Consider the following 2,077-nt stretch of genomic DNA (forward strand, 5'->3'; position numbering starts at 1 on the left):
GGATCGGTAATTGAATTAAAGTGTTTCAGAAAAGTAGCGCTCATATTTTACGTGACCAAGGTGATTATTATGCCTTGATCTGATCACTACATATTCTATAAGTTCAATTTATAATGATCTTGCCGTGGTATAGGCAATTAATCCAGCCATTAAATTAACCATAAATGAGATGCAGCTGCGGTGCCTTGTATGGTCTATTTGAGCCATATTTTTCAGTTGGTCGAAAACTGTTTCAATGATAAAACGCTTTGATAACATCGCTCTATCCCAAGATGATATTGGCTGACGTTTCATATTACTTCGTTGACCTGTAATAAAATCAATGCCTTGCTCAGCAAGTTCCGCTTTTAGGTTTGCAGATACATAACCTTTATCAGCGTATAAACTACCTGTAACATTATCGACCATATCTAACACCGGCTGTCTATCATCAACATTCCCAGCTGTCACTTTTACTGCTAATAAACCACCTTCATCATTCATGATGAGGTGAAGTTTAAACCCATAAAACCAGCCCATTGTTCCTTTACCCCGCTTGGCTTTTCCCGCGAAAACTTGGTGGCGAGGAATACGCATGTTGTGACACACCTTGAGAGAAGTAGAATCGATAAATGCAATGCCTGTTGGTTTATCAAAGCGCTGCTTCAGATAGCTACACAGAGCAGGTAACGTGGCCTGAAGTAACTTCAACATACGTGTATAACTGACTAAATCAGGAAAATAATGTCGCCAATACTGACAAACAAATTTGGTGTAGTAAGTTTTAAAGTCGCGATAACCTGATTGATGAAAGGCAATTAATATAGTCATCACTTCGCTAGAGGATAGTCGAGACGGCTTAATGCGTTGCTTCTCACCTGATTCTATTAGGTGTGTAAGCCACTGAGGTTCAAACAATAAACAAAAATCATCGACATCTACGTAAATTGCATCTAAGTTATTCATGCCCTTGCCTCGGTAATCTTATGTTTCTTGGTCGAAAGATCTGATCACCGCAAGGGCATTTAGTTCCATTTCTTATGTGCAGCTCAGGTTAATTATTAGTGAAATCATCAGGGTACGTAAATCATGCCGTTTTGGTATGTTATAAACCACCAAAATTGTATTCAATAAGCTGTTAAGCAATACAAAGAACTATCGAAATGAAATTTGATATCAGATTAAAGCATATGAACCAATCTATAAGATTGTTACAAGTGTCGGCAGAGAGCTTTCCCTCGGTGCGGATAAGTCTTGTCAGTTCTATATGCAAACTGGGCGATTCATTTAATTATTTAGGGTCGTAGTTCCGTATAAAAAACCAAATGCTCTTGCATTATTTTTTCATATACTTCCTTTACTTCAGTTGCAACTTTTAGATCCTCAGAGCTGAAAGCTTCTGGTAGCAAGGCTAACACACTAGCATCTCCTTTAAGTTTCATAACTGTCTTTATATAACGCACTGTTGTTTTAAACTTTTTATGACATAACTGCATGCTTAACCATGTATGTATATCTGAGAGTAAGCTCATATTTAACTTGATGCCTGTTGCTAGCTCATAATTCATTAATAAATGAGTCGCGCCAGTATGCCTCATGTAGTGTGGCTTTACTTTTCGTCCAAGTACTTTCGACGCTTTCCTAAAAGCCCCTTGCAACTCTGAAATTGAAACAGGGGTTCCATTCTTATTTATCCACAACGGAGGGTACTTACCGATCTCCGTTTTTTTGCAAAACCTTGAAGGGATATAATTTGAAATTAGAAGCTTCCTGCGTTGCTCATAATCTAAGTCTTCACATTCTAAATACTGCTCTTGTATAAATTGCAGTGTTTTTGTCGTTACCAAGCAAGTGTTACGCTTTCCTCCTTTATTTATAAAGGTTAATTCTTGGCTTTCTTTATTTAACTGCTTTAATGAATCATAGTTTTTCCAGTTTGGATTCATTGTATTAGCTATTTTAGGAAATTGTACGGTAATCCCCCCGAAAAATAATAGATGCCAAACGTAGAATTTTCTCTTATTGTAAACACAGGAGAAAATTATGAAAAAAGCACATTTTACAGACAGTCAGATCCTCACTATTTTGAAGCAAGCTG

General features: G+C 37.1%; 2 protein-coding genes. Both read right to left on the minus strand.

The annotated features are described in order from the left end of the window. Positions 1 to 108: 108 nt before the first annotated feature. Entirely contained in the window at positions 109 to 945 is an 837-nt protein-coding gene (locus PSI06_RS20805) for an IS982 family transposase (RefSeq protein ID WP_273604789.1), read from the minus strand. A 329-nt stretch (positions 946 to 1,274) separates the two neighbouring features. Then, positions 1,275 to 1,925, minus strand: a complete 651-nt coding sequence (locus tag PSI06_RS20810; protein WP_273604788.1) for a site-specific integrase — start codon at positions 1,923 to 1,925, stop codon at positions 1,275 to 1,277. Between the last annotated feature and the right edge of the window lie 152 nt (positions 1,926 to 2,077).

The sequence above is a fragment of the Pseudoalteromonas sp. GABNS16E genome, assembly GCF_028598715.1.
Taxonomy (GTDB): Bacteria; Pseudomonadota; Gammaproteobacteria; order Enterobacterales; family Alteromonadaceae; genus Pseudoalteromonas; species Pseudoalteromonas atlantica.

Excerpts from the sequence above, each read along its gene's own strand:
- PSI06_RS20810 (WP_273604788.1), bottom strand. The coding sequence starts at position 1,925 with ATGAATCCAAACTGGAAAAACTATGATTCATTAAAGCAGTTAAATAAA.
- PSI06_RS20805 (WP_273604789.1), bottom strand. The coding sequence starts at position 945 with ATGAATAACTTAGATGCAATTTACGTAGATGTCGATGATTTTTGTTTA.